General features: G+C 58.7%; 16 protein-coding genes and 1 tRNA gene. 7 read left to right on the top strand and 10 right to left on the bottom strand.

Translation table 11 applies throughout. The annotated features are described in order from the left end of the window. Nucleotides 1–374 precede the first annotated feature (374 nt). From OKC31_RS07685 to OKC31_RS07670, 4 genes are all read left to right on the top strand, one after another. Nucleotides 375–1,175: a transporter substrate-binding domain-containing protein gene (locus OKC31_RS07685; RefSeq protein ID WP_005334079.1), complete on the top strand. Its 801-nt coding sequence runs from the start codon at nt 375–377 to the stop codon at nt 1,173–1,175. Between the two features lie 99 nt (nt 1,176–1,274). Then, nucleotides 1,275–2,234, top strand: coding sequence for an amino acid ABC transporter permease (locus OKC31_RS07680; protein ID WP_236352767.1), 960 nt, complete (start codon nt 1,275–1,277; stop codon nt 2,232–2,234). Further along, nucleotides 2,218–2,340, top strand: a complete 123-nt coding sequence (locus tag OKC31_RS07675) for a hypothetical protein (protein WP_265177487.1) — start codon at nt 2,218–2,220, stop codon at nt 2,338–2,340. Before OKC31_RS07680 ends, OKC31_RS07675 begins: the two co-directional genes overlap by 17 nt. Then, nucleotides 2,324–3,067 carry an amino acid ABC transporter ATP-binding protein gene (locus OKC31_RS07670; protein ID WP_058056064.1) on the top strand — a complete coding sequence of 248 codons (744 nt, stop codon included), beginning with the start codon at nt 2,324–2,326 and terminating at the stop codon, nt 3,065–3,067. The genes OKC31_RS07675 and OKC31_RS07670 overlap by 17 nt, the downstream gene beginning before the upstream one ends. Before the next feature lie 107 nt (nt 3,068–3,174). Here the strand turns inward: OKC31_RS07670 and OKC31_RS07665 are convergent, their stop codons facing one another. After that, the gene (locus tag OKC31_RS07665; protein ID WP_201990370.1) at nt 3,175–3,966 is read right to left on the bottom strand and encodes a substrate-binding periplasmic protein; all 792 of its coding nucleotides are present in this window, start codon (nt 3,964–3,966) and stop codon (nt 3,175–3,177) included. A gap of 168 nt (nt 3,967–4,134) precedes the next feature. Here OKC31_RS07665 and OKC31_RS07660 point away from each other — a divergent pair, with 168 nt between their 5' ends. Further along, nucleotides 4,135–4,974 (top strand): sterol desaturase family protein, encoded by an 840-nt coding sequence (locus OKC31_RS07660; RefSeq protein ID WP_201990372.1) that lies wholly within the window; start codon nt 4,135–4,137, stop codon nt 4,972–4,974. A 111-nt stretch (nt 4,975–5,085) separates the two neighbouring features. Here the strand turns inward: OKC31_RS07660 and OKC31_RS07655 are convergent, their stop codons facing one another. From OKC31_RS07655 to tadA, 9 genes are all read right to left on the bottom strand, one after another. Continuing rightward, the gene (locus tag OKC31_RS07655; protein ID WP_270656651.1) at nt 5,086–6,501 is read right to left on the bottom strand and encodes a basic amino acid/polyamine antiporter; all 1,416 of its coding nucleotides are present in this window, start codon (nt 6,499–6,501) and stop codon (nt 5,086–5,088) included. 9 nt (nt 6,502–6,510) lie between these two features. Then, entirely contained in the window at nt 6,511–7,413 is a 903-nt protein-coding gene (locus OKC31_RS07650; RefSeq protein WP_270656649.1) for a homocysteine S-methyltransferase family protein, read from the bottom strand. A 293-nt stretch (nt 7,414–7,706) separates the two neighbouring features. Further along, nucleotides 7,707–8,249, bottom strand: a complete 543-nt coding sequence (locus OKC31_RS07645; protein WP_041202118.1) for a hypothetical protein — start codon at nt 8,247–8,249, stop codon at nt 7,707–7,709. A 19-nt stretch (nt 8,250–8,268) separates the two neighbouring features. Then, entirely contained in the window at nt 8,269–9,588 is a 1,320-nt protein-coding gene (locus OKC31_RS07640) for a hemolysin family protein (RefSeq protein ID WP_270656647.1), read from the bottom strand. A gap of 190 nt (nt 9,589–9,778) precedes the next feature. After that, on the bottom strand, nt 9,779–10,489 hold the full coding sequence (phoU, locus tag OKC31_RS07635; protein ID WP_005334097.1) for a phosphate signaling complex protein PhoU: 711 nt from the start codon (nt 10,487–10,489) through the stop codon (nt 9,779–9,781). An 85-nt stretch (nt 10,490–10,574) separates the two neighbouring features. Then, nucleotides 10,575–11,393, bottom strand: coding sequence for a phosphate ABC transporter ATP-binding protein PstB (gene pstB, locus OKC31_RS07630; RefSeq protein WP_005334102.1), 819 nt, complete (start codon nt 11,391–11,393; stop codon nt 10,575–10,577). A gap of 133 nt (nt 11,394–11,526) precedes the next feature. Then, nucleotides 11,527–13,176 (bottom strand): phosphate ABC transporter permease PstA, encoded by a 1,650-nt coding sequence (pstA, locus tag OKC31_RS07625; RefSeq protein ID WP_064336777.1) that lies wholly within the window; start codon nt 13,174–13,176, stop codon nt 11,527–11,529. Nucleotides 13,177–13,208: 32 nt separating this feature from the next. After that, a complete protein-coding gene (locus tag OKC31_RS07620; protein ID WP_270656645.1) occupies nt 13,209–15,446 on the bottom strand; it encodes an ABC transporter permease subunit in 2,238 nt (745 codons plus the stop codon). A gap of 204 nt (nt 15,447–15,650) precedes the next feature. After that, the gene (gene tadA, locus OKC31_RS07615) at nt 15,651–16,208 is read right to left on the bottom strand and encodes a tRNA adenosine(34) deaminase TadA (protein ID WP_371167952.1); all 558 of its coding nucleotides are present in this window, start codon (nt 16,206–16,208) and stop codon (nt 15,651–15,653) included. Between the two features lie 249 nt (nt 16,209–16,457). Here tadA and OKC31_RS07610 point away from each other — a divergent pair. Continuing rightward, nucleotides 16,458–16,534: transfer RNA gene (locus OKC31_RS07610), tRNA-Pro, on the top strand. Between the two features lie 223 nt (nt 16,535–16,757). After that, on the top strand, nt 16,758–16,898 hold the full coding sequence (locus tag OKC31_RS07605) for a hypothetical protein (RefSeq protein WP_005334106.1): 141 nt from the start codon (nt 16,758–16,760) through the stop codon (nt 16,896–16,898). The last annotated feature ends 467 nt before the right edge of the window (nt 16,899–17,365 follow it).

Genomic DNA, 17,365 nt, shown 5'->3' with positions numbered 1-17,365 from the left:
AGCCTCATAAAAAGCCTCTTACGGAGCCCAATAGCACAATAAGAGCTGCAAGCGGCACCCTGGCTTTGTAACAAAATGTCTTGGGGATAATTTGGGCTTGAACCCACTCAATTAGATAGATATGTTGTTTTCGTGTGATTTTATGAATGAAGCCATGAGCAATAAATGTCTCTAACCTGTTGAGTCTTCTGACACAATCTGTTTTTGGTACATTTTTCACTCAACCACTATTCATAGCATCTCATATGGGGCTTTTGTCCCGCTCAAGACATTCATCCTGTCTTGCCTGTTGCCGGATGCAGCAGTCTCTTGTGCCACGGAGTCGCACGGGATCAGGTTCAAGGCCGAACACACCACCGACAGAGACGTCACTTATGATCAAAAAACTGATTCTTTCTACCCTGCTGTTTTGCGGGATCGCCACGGCGGCCCCGACCCCTGCCCCCACCTCCACCCTGGATGCCGTGCTCGAACGTGGCGTGCTGCGAGTCGGCTTCGATGCAGGCTATCAACCCTTCGAGATGACCAACAAGCAGGGCCAATACATCGGCTTTGACGTGGATCTCGCCAAGATGGTCGCCAAAGAGATGGGCGTGAAGGTCGAGTTCGTCAACACCGCCTGGGATGGCATCATTCCGGCACTGCTGACCAACAAGTTCGACGTCATCATGGGCGGCATGACCGTCACTCCCCAGCGTAACCTGCGAGTCAACTTCGCCGATCCTTACATCGTGGTCGGCCAGACCATAGTCCTGCGCAAAGAGAAGGCGGGTGAAATCAAATCCTTCACCGACCTCAACGACCCGAAATACAAGATCGCGGTCAAGCTCGGCACCACCGGCGAGCAGGCAGTCAAGCGCCTGATCCCCAAAGCCACCCTGCTGCAGTTTGAAACTCAGGATGACGCCAAGCTGGAAGTGATCAACGGCAAGGTCGATGCGTTCGTCTATGACCTGCCCTACAACGCTATTTTCGCCTCCCAGAATCAGGGCGCCGTGGTGCACCTCGACAAGCCGTTCACCTTCGAGCCGCTGGCCTGGGCCATCCGCAAAGGGGATCAGGACACCCTCAACTGGTTCAACAACTACCTGCGCCAGATCAAGGGCGATGGCAGCTACGACCGTCTCTACAAGAAGTGGTTCGAATCCAACGCCTGGCTGAACCAGCTCAAATAACCTCCGGGGGGCGGCACATGCCGCCCCTGCACCACGCAGCTCCCCACACAATAACGAGAAGAGGTTGTGACTGTGCACACACCCAAACCGACAAGACAGATGGAAAAACAGCCCAATCAGCTACTCTGGCATGGGGTTTTCCTGCTGATGCTGCTGGTTGCCGTATTCGGCATCTACAAGGCTGTCCAGTCAGTGGATTACACCTGGCGCTGGGAACGCATTCCCCAATACATCGCCTATCAGGCGGAGCAGAAGAATCTCGCCGAATTTGACGGCACCGTGATGACGGGCACCAGCGAGGCCGAGAAGGGCAAGCTGTTCCTGCAAGACGATCTCGACCCCAATGTGCGGCAAGCCATTGCCAGTACCGGCGTACAAGTCGCCGAAGGGGATACCGTTTTTCGTGGCGATACCCTCGACACCCAACTGAGCTGGACCGCAGGCCCCATCGCCTGGGGCGTCTGGGTCACCGTCAAGCTCTCGCTGGTGGCAGGCATCTTCGCCATCCTGCTCGGCACCCTGGCCGGGCTGGCGCGCCTCTCCCCCAATCCCGCCCTGCGCAATCTGGCCATCACCTATGTGGAGCTGATCCGCGGCACACCGCTGCTGGTGCAGATCTTTATTGTCTACTTCTTTATCGGTACCGTGCTGAACCTCGATCGCTTCACCGCCGGGGTCGCCGCGCTGGCGGTCTTTACCGGTGCCTATGTGGCGGAGATCGTCCGCGCCGGTATCAGCTCCATCCACAAGGGGCAGATGGAGGCGGGTCGCAGCCTGGGTATGACCTCGGCCCAGACCATGCGCTATGTCATCCTGCCGCAGGCGTTCAAGCGGGTACTACCACCGCTGGCAGGCCAATTCATCAACCTCATCAAGGACTCCTCGCTGGTCTCGGTCATCTCCATCACCGATCTGACCAAGGCCGGTCGCGAGGTAGTCAGCTCCACCTTCAGTCCGTTCGAGGTGTGGTTTACCGTCGCCTTGCTCTATCTGGTGCTGACCGGCACCCTCTCCTTCTTGGTACGCCGTCTCGAGGTGAAATATGCACGCAGTAACTGATCCCATCATCAAGGTGCAACGGGCGTCGAGAAGTGCAGCCATCACCGGCACCCCTTTCACCTTCCCGGTTCGTTTTCTGGAGGCGAAATATGCGCGCAGCAACTGATCCCATCATCAAAGCGACCGGCGTAGAGAAGTTCTACGGTAGCGAAGTGCACGCCCTGAAAAATGTCAGCACCGAGGTGGCCGAAGGGGAAGTGGTGGTGATCGTCGGCCCCAGCGGTTCGGGCAAGTCCACCTTCCTGCGCACCCTCAACCAGCTGGAGACCATCAACGACGGCAATATCGTGGTCGATGGAATCAGCCTGACCGAACCGGGCGATGTCAACAAGCTGCGGGAAGAGGTGGGCATGGTGTTTCAGTCCTTCAACCTCTTCCCCCACCTGACGGTGCTGGATAATATCTGCCTCGCTCCGCAGAAGGTGCGTGGCCTGTCGCGCCGTGAGGCCGAAGACAGAGCCAAGGCGCTGCTGCTGAAAGTGGGGCTGTCGGTGAAAGCGGCCAGCTATCCCTCCCAACTCTCCGGCGGTCAGCAACAGCGGGTGGCCATCGCCCGGGCGCTCGCCATGCAGCCACGCATAATGCTGTTTGACGAGCCCACCAGTGCGCTGGACCCCGAAATGGTGGGGGAAGTGCTGGATGTGATGAAGGGGCTGGCCCGCGAAGGAATGACCATGGTGGTGGTGACCCACGAGATGGGCTTTGCCCGCGAGGTGGCTGATCGGGTGCTCTTTATGGAGAGTGGCGAACTGCTGGTGGATGAAAAACCTGCAGACTTCTTCGACAATCCCCCCTCCCCGCGTCTGCGCCAGTTCCTCAGTCAGGTGCTGTAGCCAACATGCTCTGCTGGATAAACGAAGAGGGACCGCAAGGTCCCTCTTCTTGTGTTTCACGCTGAGCAGACTCAACCCAGCTGAACCCGAGTGCCCCTCTCATCGGCTCAGCGCGGGGACTTTCCCAGATAGCGCTCCACGATCACTTTCACCCCGTCACGTTTTTTGAGCTGATAGAGCTCCTTGTCAAACTGGTCGATAAAGGCCTGTTTGTAGGGGTACTCCCCCTTGCGGCTGTAGCCGAGAAACCCCTGCTCCTTGCTGAGCACCGGCCCCTGTTTGAGCAGGGACATATCGGCCACCGCCAGCTGCTCGGCCTTTATCATGTTGAGCAACTCATAGAGCAGGGAGAGACGATCATTAATGGTGCAATCGACCCTGCCGCGGACAATCTTGAGCAGGTTCTCCCGATTGCTTTTCACCTCCTCCACGTCGATCTGCTTCTCTTTTACTGCCTGCCAGAAGGCATCGCCGCCGACGGCAAAACCGGCGTTCATGCCAAAACGCAAACCGTGATAGTCGAGCGGAAACCTGGCCTGCGGGGTATTGGCCGCCACACTGGCTCCGCACATCACCACCAGCTCTTCATCCAGCATCGGCTGGGAGTAGGGCCACATATAAGGGCGGGTGTCGGGCATGTAGTAGGGTGGAAAAATAGCGAAGGCGGCCCCCTGCTCCACCATGCTCAGGCCGCGCCGCCAAGGCATGGGCTTGAGCACCACCTCATAGTCAGGCATGGCAGAGGTCACCTCGCGGATGATGTCGGCATAGATCCCCCTGACCTCCTCCCCTTCCTGCCAGGAGTAGGGGGGATAGGCGGCATCCGCCAGGATCTCGACCCGGGTCTTGGCGTGCGCCATCATGCACAACCCCAACAACAAGCAACACCAGACGCGCATAAGCCAGCACCTCCTGAAAAAGCCTGCATCAAGCATAGCCATCCACTGCGCCTTCCTCTGCTGGCGCGCCATATTTCATGCCATCTCTTCGTTGGCTGAAAAATGTTAATGAAATATTAAGGTCATCCTTTATGCTGGAGAGCAATTGCTCTGAATGGATGGCCGCATATGGATGTGCAACTGCTTCTGCTCTACCTCTCCCCGATTTTTCTGGCCTTTATCGGCTGGGAGATGCTTTACCTGCGCAAACATGGCGCTGACTTTCCCACCGCCACCTACCAGTGGCGGGATCTGTTCGCCAACGCCGCCCTGGCCCTGATGCACCAAGGGGGCGATGCTCTGGCGGCCATCGCCATTGCTTATCTGTATGACACCCTCTGGGGCTGGCGACTGTTCGATATCGAGCTGAATCTCTGGAGTGTGCTACTGCTGTTCCTGTTGCAGGATCTCTGCTACTGGCTGTTCCACTTCACCAGCCACCATGTGCGCTGGCTGTGGGCCTCCCACGTGGTGCACCACAGCTCGGAGCGGCTCAACCTCTCCACCGCCTTTCGCCAGAGCCTGATGTACCCCATCTCCGGCATGTGGCTGTTCTGGATCCCGATGATTGTCATCGGCTTCCCGCCCGAGGCGGTGGTCGCCACCGTGCTGCTGAGTCTGGGCTTCCAGTTCTTCGTCCACACCCAGGTAGTGGGCAAACTCGGCTGGCTTGAGTGGCTCTTCAACACCCCCTCCCACCACAGGGTGCATCACGCCAGCAACGCCAAGTACATAGACCGCAACTTTGCCGGGGTGCTGATCATCTGGGATCGGCTGTTCGGCACCTTTGTCGAAGAAGATCCGGCCGAGCCGTGTCGCTTTGGCATCACCAAGCCGATCCACAGCTTCAACCCCCTCACTCTCACCTTCCATGAGTGGCGCGACATGCTGCGTGACGCCCGTGGCCTGCCATGGCGACAAAAACTCGCGGTGCTGTTTGGCAAACCGGCCGGACCAGCCAGACGCTAGGCCTTCGCCCCGAATCGCAACTCCCGGATAGCAAGCCCCTGATAACCAGTCCCTGATAACAAGAGAGCGCCACTGTGGCGCTCTCTTTTATGGTCAGTCACATCTTCGATATCAGAGATGGGCAAACGACCAGACGGCGGGGATCAGGCTCAGTAAGGTCACTCCGGCCAACAGCCGCTCGCGACCACTCAGGCAAAGATCTGCGCCCAGCTGACGGCGGCTGTAGAGAAACAGCAGCAAGCCCGGCCCGTAGAGCAACAACGACAGCAGCAGATACTCCACCCCGGCGGCATAGAGCAGCCAGAAGCCGTAACCGCTCGACACCAGCGCCACCGCCCGCATCAGACTGCGGCCCTGCCCGCCCTCACCCTTCCTGCTGAACGAGAGCTTGAGCAAGAACAGCCCGATCAGCAGGTAAGGCACCAGGATCATCGAGGTGGAGATAAGCAGCAGGCTGGTGTAACCCTTGCCGAGCAGCCACACCAGCAGCAGGCATGTTTGCACCGTCAGGCTGGTGAGCCAGAGCGAGGCGATAGGCGTCCCATTGCGGTTCTGGCGCCGGAAGATGGCGGGAAACGCGCCGTGGCGGGCTGCGCTGAAGGGCACCTCCGCCGAGAAGAGGGTCCAGCTCACGTAGGAGGCAAGCACCGAGACGATAAGGCCGACGCTGATGAGCAGCTTGCCCCAGGAGCCGGTCATCTGGGCCATCAGCCCTGCCATGGAGGGGTTGGGCAGCGCCGCCAGCTCGGGTCGGCTCAATATTCCCAGCGCCAGCACCGAGATAAGCACATAGAGCAGCAGTGCCAACACGACCCCCAGTACGGTGGCGGTGCCCACATCCCGCCGGTTTCTGGCGCGGGCCGACAACACCGCCGCCCCCTCGATACCGGTGAAGACCCAGAGGGTGATCAGCATGGTGTTGCGCACCTGCTCGGAAACCGGCACCGCCAGGCTACTACCCTGCTGATCCGCCGCGAAGGTGACCGGATCGAACCAGTAGCAGGCGAACAGAATAAACAGCAGCAGCGGCAGGCTCTTGGCCAGGGTCGCCACCAGATTGAACTGCGCCGCCTGCTGCACGCCGCGAGCCACCAGCAGGTGCACCGCCCAAAGGATGCAGGACTCGCCGACAAACGCCGCCAGGGTATTGCCGTCACCAAACCAGATCTGCTCCGGCGTATCGACAAAGCTGCCCAGCGCCGCAAAGGCGATCACCAGATAGCCCACCACGCCGATGGTGGCACAGAGCCAGTATCCCCAGGCGGAGAAGAAGCCCACCAGCTCGCCAAAACCTGCGCGGGCGTAGCTGTAGATGCCGCCGTCGAGATCCGGTCTGAGTCGCGACAGATAGAGAAAACTCATGGCGAGCGCCAGGATGCCCACACCCGTCACGCCCCAACCGATCAGCACGGCGCGGGCGCCTGCCACCTCGGCCATGTTCTGGGGCAGGCTGAAAATCCCCGCCCCCACCATGGAGCTGAACACCAGCGCGGTGAGAGACCAGAGCCCAATCTTGTTCTCTTTCATGGAAGCTCCTTAGCGCAACCGGCTGCTCAGCGCCTGCATATGCTCGGGACCGATACCGCAGCAACCGCCGATGAGGTTCGCCCCGGCCCCGCGCCAGCGCTCGGCCCAGCCAAGGTAATCCAGCGGCCCCAGATCGGCGCGGATCTCGTCCAGCCCATCGTTGGCGGTGGCCTCTTTGGGTTGCGGCGGGAAGGCGTTGGCATAGGCACCGAGGCGGATGTCGCTGCGACCCTCTGCCTGCAACGCAGCACTTGCCACCTTGAGCGCCCCCTCAATCACCTCGGGCTGACAGCAGTTGAACAGGATGGCATCGACCCCGGCCGCCACCAGCGCGGTCACCGCATCAGCTACCCGCTCGCCGGAACGTAGTCGCGGCTCGTTGCCCGGCGCCTCATCTTCCAGCGTGAAGGAGACCCAGAACGGCTTGCCATCGTCAGGCAGCAGCGCTTTCAGAGCCAGTGGCTCGGCAATCAGGCTCATGGTCTCGGCCAGCCAGATATCCACATGAGGGGATAGCGCCCGGATAAGCGGCGTCGCCAGCTCGCTCACCCGGTCCGCCTTGAACAGGTCGGCACGGTAGGAGCCAAACAGCGGTGGCAGAGAACCCGCCACCTGCACGGCGCCCTTCTGCTCGTCAGCCACCTCACGGGCCAGTTGACCAGCCAGCGCTGCCAGCCCCTCCCCGTCGGCAAAGAAACGCTCATCGCCGATATGAAACGGCACCAGCGCATAGCTGTTGGTAGTAATGACTCTGGCCCCGCTCGCCACATAGGCCTGATGCACGTAACGCACCGTCTCTGGCGCCTCCATCAAGGCCAGCGCCGACCACTCGGGTTGACGAAACGGTGCCCCCCGCCGTGCCAGCTCGCGCCCCATGCCCCCATCCAGCACCCACAATTCCCTGGTTTTCATCTGTCGTGTCTCTTTGTTATATGCGTTGTTTATTTGCGTATTTATCTGTTTGTTTTGTTGATCTGCGGTTTCGCATCGAATCGCTGCAGATCGTCCAGCTTCATCTTGGGAAGCGCTTTTATTATGCAGCCATAAAAACATATAGATGTTTAGACGGCCAAAACAAGATAAAACAAAGTGCCACGGGCGGCAATCAGTATCAGCAGAAATCAGCGTGCAAACGGCGAGGCAAACGCAGAAATGCAAGAGGCCACCCGAAGGTGGCCTCATCACTATCTTGATCCGCTGGCGACTTAACGCCCGGCCAGCACGCGCTTGATCTGCTTGACCCAGTCGGAGACCCGACCCTGCTGCGGCAAACCGCGCCAGATCTGCTCCCATTGGGCAGGGCTGAGCGGACGACCGAGACGACGCTGCACACCCGCATAGAGGTAGTCATGGGCCGTGGTGGCCGCATGCTCGGAGGTGAGGAATTTGGAGACCGGATCGGTCAACCGCACGTCCCGCATGCCGAGCAGCGGATAGTCGTTGTGCACCGCCGCCAGCATGGTCTCGCGCATGGCGGACTCGATGTAGCCACGAGCAAACAGGGCGGTCACCGACTCCAGCGACCCCTGATCCGGGCCGTGATACTGCTCGTCAAAGACCGGGCTCGGCTCGGCCATGCCGCTTTGTACCACCGCATCGGGATCCGGCTGCGGCACCACCACGGCAGGCTTGGGGGTTACCGGCTTGGCTGCCACTGTGGCTTTGCGCGGCGCACTCTGACTACAGGCACCCAGTGCCAGGGCGAGCGCGACACAGGCCAGCGCACGGGAATGAGACTGCATCTTCATGACTCTTATGTCGCTCCTTTTACGATTCCTGAGCTAGCTTCTCGGCCACCGCCGGTTCGACCCGGGTAACCAGCAGCTGATCAATCTTGTAACTGTCGATATCCACCACTTCGAACTTGTAACCGGCGTATTTGACCGAGTCAGTGCGTTTGGGGATCTTGCGCAGCATATACATGATAAAGCCGGCGATGGTCTCGTAGTTCTGGTTCTCTGGGAACTCTTCGATATCGAAGGCACGCATCACGTCGGAGATGGGGGTAACCCCGTCCACCAGCCAGGAGTTCTCGTCGCGCTGGACGATCTGCTCTTCCACCACGTGGGTCGCCCACTCGCCCATGACGGTACTCATCAGGTCGTTCATGGTGACAATCCCCACCACCAGCGCGTACTCGTTCATCACCACGGCAAAGTCGCCACGATGATTCTTGAAGTACTCCATCGCCTCATAGAGGTTCAGGGTATCGGGGATGATGATGACGTTCTGCACCAGGTTGCCACCGATAAGGTCGATGCTCTGGCCGCCGATAACGCGGATCAGCAGCTCTTTGGCATCGACAAAGCCCTTGATGCTGTCGAGGTTGTGGTCACAGACCAGAAACTTGTTGTGGGGATGTTCGGCGATCTTCGCCTTGATGCTCTCTTCACTCTCTTGCAGGGTGAAATAGATCAGGCTCTCGCGGGCCGTCATGGCAGAGGTGACACCAAGGGACTGCAACTCGAACACGTTCTCGATGAGCTGATGCTCCTCGCGCTGGATAACCCCCGCCTCGGCACCGGCATCCATCACCGCATAGATATCATCGGAGGTGATCTCGTCGTTGCGCACCGTGGAGACGCGCATCAGACGGAACAGGGAGTTGGCCAACCCGTTGAAGATCCACACCAGCGGCATCAACACGGTGACGAAGAAGAGCATGGGGCGCACCACCACCACGGCAATCTGCTCGGGCATGGTCATGGCCAGACGCTTGGGCATCAGATCGGCGATCAGGATAAACATGCCGGTGACGAACACGAAGGAGGCACCGGAGCTGATCTCGCCAAGCCAGGGACCCTGGTAGAACTGAGAGACAATCCCCTTGATGGCGGGGTTGAGGGCAGACTCACCCAGGATACCGCCCAGAATGGCGACGGTATTGAGGCCAATCTGCACCACGGTGAAAAAGTTGCCCGGCTGGGCCTGCAAGGCCAGCACCTTTTCGGCCTGGCGATTACCTTCATCCGCCATCACCTGCAATTTGATTTTGCGAGACGCGGCGAGAGAAATCTCGGAGAGGGAGAAGAACACACTGCCGCCAACCAGCAGCATTAAAAAGAACAAACTATCGGCAAAACTCATGATTAACCTATTGCTACACCCGCCTTAGCACAAGACGGCAAACTGGGCCCGGGAGACCGGACCGTGAGCCCATCCGGGACTCACACAGGGGGAGTATTCTATCAGAAAACAGCCAGTTGGGGGCTTTATCTTACTCCGACCAGTTATGCAACAAAAAAGGCGCTTCACGCGCCTTTTTATTCACTTCCGGTTAGCCCTTGCCCAGCAGGGTACCCAGATCATCCGCCTTGGTGTGGCGCACATCCTTGCCTTTCACGTAGTAGACGATGTACTCGCAGATGTGCTGGCAGCGATCGCCGACCCGCTCGATGGCCCGCGCCGCCCACAGGACGTTGAGCACCTGGGGGATGGTGCGGGGATCTTCCATCATGTAGGTCATCAGCTCGCGAATGATGGACTCGTACTCGCGGTCTACCTTGTCATCTTCCTTGTAGACCGCCAGCGCCGCATCCAGATCCATGCGGGCGAAGGCGTCGAGCACATCGTGCAGCATCTTGATGGTACGACGGCCCATGTTCTCCAGAGACACCAGCGGCGGCTGCGGCTTGTTGGCGTTGTCGGTCAGCATGCGGGCGATCTTGTCGGCCACGTCGCCAATGCGCTCCAGATCGGTGATGGTCTTGATGATGGCCATCACCAGTCGCAGGTCGGAGGCTGTCGGCTGACGCTTGGCGATGATGCGAGTGCACTCCTCGTCGATCGCCACTTCCATGGCGTTGACCTTGTGGTCGTTGGCCACGATTTTGCGGGCCGCATCGAGATCCTGATCGTGGATCGCTGCGATGGCGTCGGTGAGCTGCTGCTCCACCAGACCGCCCATCACCAGCACCTGGTTGCGCACGCTCTCTAGCTCGGCATTGAACTGACCGGAGATGTGTTTATTGAGGTTCATATTGTCCATACAAATAATCCTTGATTGCTCCGATTATGCCTTAGCCGTTGAACCGACTGCCAATCTGTTTGCTGAGATTCATCCTCTCCTCTCCTTAGCCGTAACGACCGGTAATGTAATCTTCGGTCTTTTTCTTGGCCGGGGTGGTGAAAATGGTGTTGGTATCCGAGTACTCGATAAGCTCGCCCATATACATGAAGGCGGTCTGATCCGACACTCGCGCAGCCTGTTGCATGTTGTGGGTCACAATCACCACGGTGAACTGGCTCTTGAGCTCGTTGATCAGCTCCTCGATGGTCAGGGTGGAGATGGGGTCGAGCGCCGAGGTCGGTTCATCGAGCAGCAACACTTCCGGCTCAATGGCGATGGCACGGGCAATCACCAGACGCTGCTGCTGACCACCGGAGAGACCGAAGGCGTTGTCATGCAGACGATCCTTCACCTCGTCCCACAGGGCCGCACCGCGCAGAGAGCGCTCGGCGGCCTCATCCAGGGTACGGCGATCATTGATCCCCTGCAGGCGCAGACCATAGACCACGTTCTCGTAGATGGACTTGGGAAACGGGTTCGGGCGCTGGAACACCATGCCCACCTGACGGCGCAGGGCAGAAACATCGACGCTCTTGTCATAGATGTTGTGGCCGTGCAGCTGAATTTCCCCCTCGATGCGGCAGATCTCCACCAGATCGTTCATCCGGTTGATGCAGCGCAGCAGGGTCGATTTACCACAGCCTGACGGGCCGATAAAGGCGGTCACCTGCCCTTTAGGGATCTTCATGTTGACGTTGAACAACGCCTGCTTGCTGCCGTAGTACAGGTTGAGATCCTTCACCTCCAGCGCGGTCTGCTCCGGGGTCAGGTTGAGCAGGTCCAGCGCGGTGTGCTGGGTAGACGTGGTCGTTACGTTGATCATCTGTTACCTCAAAATCTATCTGGAGTGGCCGGACAGCTGCCGGCGCCCCTCACGTATTGGTGCAGAGAGATGGCGGCTCGCGCTCGGCCGCCCCTCTGTTATCTCACTCTTGTATCACTCAAGCGGCGCCGGATTAATGCTCCAGCGACCGGAATTTCTCGCGCAAGTGGTTACGAATACCGATAGCGGTCAGGTTCAGACCCACGATCACCGTCACCAGCAGGAAGGAGGTGGCGTAGACCAGCGGGCGGGCCGCCTCGACGTTAGGGCTCTGGAAGCCGACGTCATAGATGTGGAAGCCCAGGTGCATGAACTTGCGCTCCACATGCAGATACGGGAAGTTGCCATCCATCGGCAGGGTCGGTGCCAGTTTTACCACCCCCACCAGCATCAGCGGCGCCACTTCACCGGCTGCACGGGCAATCGCCAGAATAAGGCCGGTCATGATGGCCGGGCTCGCCATCGGCAGCACGATGCGCCACAGGGTCTCGGCCTGGGTGGCACCCAGTGCCAACGAGCCCTGACGGATGGTGCTCGGGATCCGCGCCAACCCCTCTTCGGTGGAGACAATCACCACCGGCAGAGTCAGGATGGCCAGGGTCAGCGCCGACCAGATCACGCCGGGTGAGCCAAAGGTCGGGCTCGGCAGCGCTTCCGGGTAGAAGAGGCGGTCGATGCTGCCCCCCAGGGTGTAAACGAAGAAGCCCAGACCAAACACGCCGTAGACGATGGAGGGCACGCCCGCCAGGTTGATCACCGCAATGCGGATGATCTTGGTCAGACTGTTCTTGCCCGCGTATTCGTGCAGGTAGACTGCCGCCACCACCCCCAGCGGGGTCACGATGATCGCCATCAGGAACACCATGAACACGGTGCCGAAGATGGCCGGGAACACCCCGCCCTCGGTGTTGGCTTCACGGGGATCGTCAGAGACGAACTTGCCTATCTGGTGGAACCAGTGACCTACCTTGGCCAGCAGGCTCATGTCGTTGGGCCATACCACGTCCAGTACCTTGGACATCGGCATGGTCACCAGCTCGCCACGCATATCCTTGACGGTAATGGCGTCGCGGTCCGCTTGGCTACGCAGGGAGAAGAGCTCTTTTTCCAGCACTTGATAGCGATCGTTGAGGGCCTGACGCTCGCTGGCCAGTTCGGCTTTGAGCTGATCGGTCAGCTTGTCATCCAGCTCGGCCTTGCGCTCTTTCAGGCGCAGCCGCTCCAGTTGATAGTTGATGCTGCCGATGTCCCCTTTTTGCAGATCGTTGGCCTGTTCGGAGAGGGCATTGGCTCGCGCCAGCACCCGCTGCAGGGCAGGATGCAGATCAGAGGTGAGCTCGCGGCCATCCTCTTTCACCCCGACGATATAGCCATAGAAGTTGCCGTTAGTGGCACGCTCAACCATGGCCAGCTCAGCCGGCTGGCTCTGGGACTTGATGTCCGTCTCCAGCACCCAGCGAAAATCGAGGTCAACGAACTCACGGTTGCCGGTCTTGACCAGATAGCGGGTCAGCAGCTCGCGCTCTTCCCCTTCCAATGGCAGACCTGCAGCGCGCAGTCGCTCCACCGGTACCTGCTCGCGATCGTTGATCTCGCCGATCAGTACGCTCTTGTTGCCGCTGGCGTCTTCCAGCTGCCACTCATAGATGGGGTGCGGCCAGAAGTAGACCAGACCACGCCAGCCGATCAGCAGCAGCAGACCCAGTACCGCCACCAGACTCAGGCTGACGGCACCGCCGGTCATCCAGATCCAGGGGGCCCCTGATTTAAACCACTTACCCATTGTCGATTCCTTGTCCATTACAGAGTCGCCCCTTACATCGAGCTGTATTTTTCACGCAACCGCTGACGGACAAATTCGGCCAGGGTGTTGAACAAAAAGGTGAACACAAACAGGACGAAGGCCGCGAGGAACAGTACCCGATAGTGGGAGCTGCCCACTTCCGATTCCGGCATCTCCACCGCGATGTTGGCGGCGAGGGTGCGCAGCCCCTGGAACATGGAGAAGTCCATGATGGGGGTGTTGCCGGTAGCCATCAGCACGATCATGGTCTCGCCCACGGCGCGGCCAAGGCCCATCATCACCGCCGAGAAGATGCCCGGGCTCGCGGTGAGGATCACCACCCGGCTCAGGGTCTGCCACGGGGTGGCCCCTAGCGCCAGCGAGCCCTGGGTCAGGTGCTTGGGCACCGAGAAGACTGCATCTTCAGCGATGGAGAAGATGGTGGGGATGACCGCAAAGCCCATGGCGATACCGACCACCAGCGAGTTGCGCTGGTCAAACTTGATGCCCATTTCGTGAGTCAGCCAGATGCGCGAATCGCCGTGCATAAAAGCATTCTCGATGAGCGGGCTCAGGGCGAAGGCCCCCCAGCCAATCAGCAGCAGCACCGGGATCAACAGGATGGCGTGCCACCCCTCCGGCAGCCAGGACTTGCCGCGCTCCGGCAGATAGTTCCAGAGCAATGCAGTCAGCAGCATCCCCATCGGCAGCAATATCAGCAGCAGGATCACCCCGGGCAAGGCACCCTCGATGATCGGCGCCAGCCACAGACCCGCCAGGAAGCCCAAGATAACAGTCGGCAGCGCCGCCATGATCTCGACCGTTGGCTTGACGTATTTGCGCAGCCCCGCCGACATGAAGTAGGCGGTATAGATGGCACCGGCCACGCCGAGCGGCACAGCAAACACCATGGCGTAAAAAGAGGCTTTCAGCGTACCGAATACCAGCGGCACCAAACTCAGCTTGGCTTCAAAGTCGTTGCTGGCGGAGGTGGATTGCCACACATACTGGGGCTCCGGATACCCTTCATACCACACCTGTTGCCAGAGGGCAGACCAGGTCACTTCGGGGTGCTCGTTCTCCACCGAGAAGAGCTTGAAGGTATTCCCTTGCTGCATCAGCAACAGGTTGTGACGGGGGGAGATGGCCAGGGCAGAGAGTTCGCCCCCTTCCACCGTCTCGGTCAGCAGCTTGGTCTCGCCGGTGGCGTGGAAGAAGCTGATGATGCCGTCCTTGTCGGCACTGATGAAGCCTTTGCGAAAGTGCTCGGGAGTCAGCAGATCTACCGCGCCATCGCCCTTGAAGTCACGAATTTGGGTGAACTGGCGTTTGCCATCCTTCGCCACTTCGAACCACTGGGAAATCACGCCGTTGTCATTACCCACCAGCAGTGAAGAGGCGCCGGAGAGCAGCTGAACCCGGGTCACATTGGCGTTGGGTGCATTGATCTCCAGCACGTTGCGCAGGGAGATTTCGCTCAGGTTATGAATGTCATAGACGGAGAGACGATTGCCCTCGCGCACGAACAGGATCCGCAGATTGGGGGTCAGCAACATCTGATCCACATGGCGCGGCAGGGACGGAATGGTGTAGTTCTCACTGCTCCACTCAATCTCCCCGGAGATGAAGTTCTCCTCACCGCTCATCACAGTCATCACGCCACGACCATCTTCGGTCACGGCGGCGGTCGCCATCTTGTCCTTGGTGGCTTCGAACACCATCAGTTGCAGCGCCTTCCCTTGCGGGTCGATCACCACCGGCTCTTCGCCGAAGGGATATTGCAGGCTGGGCTCAATCACCCGCACATCGTTGGGATAGGAAACCTTGAACGCTGGCTGGACGACCTGCGCCTTGCCATCGGCAAAGCCGTAAGCAATCAGCCGCTGGCCCGGTGCCGGGGTCGCTACCGTGGTGATGTCACCAGCAACCTGAGCCTGACCCAGTGACTGGCCGACCTTGATCTTGTCATCTCCCTGCACCGTAAAGAAGTTGACCTGCCCTTTATCGCTGAAGCGATAGCCGATCTCGTTCTGCTCTTCCACGCCGAGCCAGGCGGTCTTCCCTGCGGCAGGCAGGGTAAACGAGGTGGTCTGCTCCATGGAGGCGCCATTGAAGATGGGTTTCACCACATAGAGCAGATAAAAGAAGATAAGCAGCAGCGCCACCAGTACCAGGGCTCCGCCTGTGGTGACGCCATATTTGGCCAATTTATCCTTGATCCGGCGTTTTCTACTGCCCGCCATGACCAGGTTTAACGATTCCGATGACATGCAAGACCTCAATGTAAGCTAGGCTTCGCGGCATTATATGGCGGTTGCATGACAGTTTTGTTACATCGAGAGTGCTTTAACAGAGGTTGTTAACGGAAAAATGGGCGGGGATCCTTTCGAAGGAAGATGGACGCAATGTATTGTTTATAAAGGGATATTTATGAGGATAATCAGCAAGGGCAGCCTGCACTGCCCCCGAATGATTCAGGAAAGGGTATCGTTTGATTGTTGGAGCGCCAGTTTGGCCGCCTTTTTTTCGGCGCGGCGGCGCTTGAAGAAGGCCGACAACTGAGCCGAGCAGGCATCGGCCAGCACGCCGCCGGTCAGCTCGACTCTATGATTGTGGCGCGGGTCCTGCAAGATCTCGAACACCGACCCCGCGGCACCGGTCTTGAGATCTCGGGCGCCGTAAACCACCCGCTTGACCCGGCTATGGATCAGCGCACCGGCACACATACAGCAGGGCTCCAGCGTCACATAAAGAGTGGTGTCGAGCAGGCGGTAGTTCGCCAGCTGCTTGCCCGCCGCCCGGATTGCCATCACCTCGGCATGGGCACAGGCATCGTGTTCGCTGATGGAGCGGTTCCACCCCTCTCCCACCACCTGACCATCCAGCACCAGTACGGCACCGACCGGGATCTCGCCAATCCCTTCGGCCCGGGCGGCCAATGCCATGGCATGGCGCATCCACTGTTCGTCCTGCTCGGTTTGGCTCTGTGCCTGACTCGGTATTTCTGGGACCTCTGATGGTTTCACGCCCATCCCCTCTTTATATTGTTCAATTGTGCTGTTTACATTCCAGCTATCCATACCTGTCAGATGAATCCATAGATAGCAGGCATGATAGCTCGCAGTGACAGGGCGGCGATTATGCCAAATCTGCACGTCAGACCCAAGCCGCATCCAGACTGAGCAATAAAGAAGCAATCGGCATCTCTATGATAAAAAAGGAGTTGCACCCGTTTGGCCATGCTATTAGACTTCCTCCCCGTCAGCCGAGTCTGACTCCGTCGGTGTGTAGCGCAGCCAGGTAGCGCATCTGCATGGGGTGTAGAGGGTCGGAGGTTCGAATCCTCTCACACCGACCATTTTCCCCGAGAATAGCCCAGTCAAACGACTGGGCTATTTTTTTGCCTCCGATTTATCCTCCTGACAACGCCAGCCTGCCAAGAACAAAAAACACTCAGAACCACTTGAATCTTTTTGCCGAACTCATTAAGATGCGCAACTTTCCGCCGGTAGACAACACAGGGAGGTGGAAACACGAGTGAAGGGATCACTGTCCGGCTTGCGTGCAACACAGGACCAGGCATGAACCAGAACACCGATTTCGCACCCGCCATTACGCTTTATTCCGTTCCTCACGACACCCCTTGCCACACCGAAAGCGAAAATGAACAGGTCATCCAGCTGGATGTGATCGATCTTGCCGAACCGGATGATGACTATTGAGCCCGGCCAGATGGCCGCTCAATCACTGGGGCATCGCCTGTTCAACACACTCAGTTTCACACCCTTGGCGAGAAATCTGCAAAAAACGACAAACTGCTAATTCTATCAAGGATGGCAGTATTATTGACTAATGCGTCTCCCTCTTCCCTCCCCGGCATCCCCCCCGACAATTGATACAAACCTACGTTATTGCGCTTCACTTTCCATCGTTGCAACCGCTGGTGCCAACAGAGCCTGCATCACCACACCAAGTTTAAAACGCACGTTCACCAACTAGATCTAGCAATAGCAAAACATTCATTGCCACATTCAAACGCACTTTATACGGCTGTTTTGGCAAAGCCTGGAGTTAGGTCGGGATTTGTTTTTGCATTTGTAATTTTATTACGTAATAAGTTACAGAACGAGGAGCAAGGTAACGGCCCAAATTAGCCGTTGTCAGATGGGAAAAAGCAGGAGCATAACCA

The organism is Aeromonas sp. Y293-4 (assembly GCF_027705905.1).
GTDB classification, from domain to species: Bacteria; Pseudomonadota; Gammaproteobacteria; order Enterobacterales; family Aeromonadaceae; genus Aeromonas; species Aeromonas veronii.
This window is presented reverse-complemented; position numbering and strand designations above follow the sequence as displayed.

Bases quoted from the DNA above. Each gene is read 5' to 3' on its own strand.
- OKC31_RS07655 (WP_270656651.1), bottom strand. From the start codon at position 6,501: ATGAAAGAGAACAAGATTGGGCTCTGGTCTCTCACCGCGCTGGTGTTC.
- OKC31_RS07650 (WP_270656649.1), bottom strand. From the start codon at position 7,413: ATGAAAACCAGGGAATTGTGGGTGCTGGATGGGGGCATGGGGCGCGAG.
- OKC31_RS07620 (WP_270656645.1), bottom strand. From the start codon at position 15,446: ATGTCATCGGAATCGTTAAACCTGGTCATGGCGGGCAGTAGAAAACGC.
- OKC31_RS07645 (WP_041202118.1), bottom strand. From the start codon at position 8,249: ATGAAGATGCAGTCTCATTCCCGTGCGCTGGCCTGTGTCGCGCTCGCC.
- OKC31_RS07605 (WP_005334106.1), top strand. From the start codon at position 16,758: ATGAACCAGAACACCGATTTCGCACCCGCCATTACGCTTTATTCCGTT.
- OKC31_RS07660 (WP_201990372.1), top strand. From the start codon at position 4,135: ATGGATGTGCAACTGCTTCTGCTCTACCTCTCCCCGATTTTTCTGGCC.
- OKC31_RS07675 (WP_265177487.1), top strand. From the start codon at position 2,218: ATGCACGCAGTAACTGATCCCATCATCAAGGTGCAACGGGCGTCGAGA.
- pstA (WP_064336777.1), bottom strand. From the start codon at position 13,176: ATGGGTAAGTGGTTTAAATCAGGGGCCCCCTGGATCTGGATGACCGGC.
- OKC31_RS07640 (WP_270656647.1), bottom strand. From the start codon at position 9,588: ATGAGTTTTGCCGATAGTTTGTTCTTTTTAATGCTGCTGGTTGGCGGC.
- OKC31_RS07680 (WP_236352767.1), top strand. From the start codon at position 1,275: ATGGAAAAACAGCCCAATCAGCTACTCTGGCATGGGGTTTTCCTGCTG.
- tadA (WP_371167952.1), bottom strand. From the start codon at position 16,208: ATGGGCGTGAAACCATCAGAGGTCCCAGAAATACCGAGTCAGGCACAG.
- pstB (WP_005334102.1), bottom strand. From the start codon at position 11,393: ATGATCAACGTAACGACCACGTCTACCCAGCACACCGCGCTGGACCTG.
- OKC31_RS07665 (WP_201990370.1), bottom strand. From the start codon at position 3,966: ATGCGCGTCTGGTGTTGCTTGTTGTTGGGGTTGTGCATGATGGCGCAC.
- phoU (WP_005334097.1), bottom strand. From the start codon at position 10,489: ATGGACAATATGAACCTCAATAAACACATCTCCGGTCAGTTCAATGCC.
- OKC31_RS07685 (WP_005334079.1), top strand. From the start codon at position 375: ATGATCAAAAAACTGATTCTTTCTACCCTGCTGTTTTGCGGGATCGCC.
- OKC31_RS07670 (WP_058056064.1), top strand. From the start codon at position 2,324: ATGCGCGCAGCAACTGATCCCATCATCAAAGCGACCGGCGTAGAGAAG.